Origin of the sequence: Lamprobacter sp., from assembly GCF_034860625.1 — a bacterium.
Lineage (GTDB): Bacteria > Pseudomonadota > Gammaproteobacteria > Chromatiales > Chromatiaceae > Lamprobacter.
The window spans coordinates 1-842 of the sequence record NZ_JAYESN010000660.1; the positions used below are offsets into that span (position 1 = coordinate 1).

1 protein-coding gene is annotated in these 842 nt (G+C 65.0%); it reads left to right on the forward strand.

Annotated elements, in window-relative coordinates:
* A partial coding sequence (locus VBE63_RS30590) for a DUF3150 domain-containing protein (RefSeq protein WP_323686716.1) occupies nucleotides 1-842 on the forward strand: 842 nt, incomplete at both ends.

An 842-nucleotide genomic window follows, 5' to 3' on the forward strand; every position in this document is an offset into this window, starting at 1 on the left:
TCACCGCAAACGCCGTCAGGTCGAGCGCGAATTGCTGGCCGTGGGCACACGCTTTCTGGGCGGCTATCTGGTGCCGAACAGCCATGCCGCAGCCGTGCTGACCGAAGCCAATCGGCTGACCGGCGAGGCGCGAGATGCCGCCGAGGCATTTCTGGCCGATTATGACCGCCACATCGATGCTTGGTGCGCGGCTTATCCCCGCTGGGAGCCGGCCATCCGCAAGGCCATCGATCCGGTCGAGGTGGTGCGTGCGCAGCTGCGCTTTCGGGTGCAGGCGTTGCGCATCGAGACCTCCTTGGCGGTGGCGGAGGACACCCTGGCTGAAGACATCGAGGCCGTGGGTGAGACCCTGTTCTCGGAGGTTGAGCGCATGGCCCGGCATCTGGAAGCGTCGTTCCTCGGCAAGGATGAAGTATCACAACGCGTACTCGGCACCTTCCGCCGGATCGCTGACAAGCTCGACGCACTGAGCTTTGCCGATTATCGCATCGATCCGGTGGTGCGCTCGCTGCGTGCCTGGCTGGCACGGCTGCCGGCGAGCGGAGCGATCACCGGCGGGTTGTTCCTGGAAGGCTGGGCGTTGATGCGTCTGGTCGGCGATGCCGAGGCGATGGCGCGCCATGGGGCGGGACTGCTCGCCTTGGCGGAGTTGATGCCGCGGGAGGGGTCAGGCCAAGCTCTGGACGATCGTGCTGAGGACACTGTCAATGCCTATGAGACGGCTGACAGTGCCGATGCCGTTGCCGACAGTGATGCCGTTTTAGGGATGGATGCGCAGACGGATTCAAACGCACTCGCACCCGTGAGCACCGACACGCAAACCAAGCCGGCCGAGGCAGCAT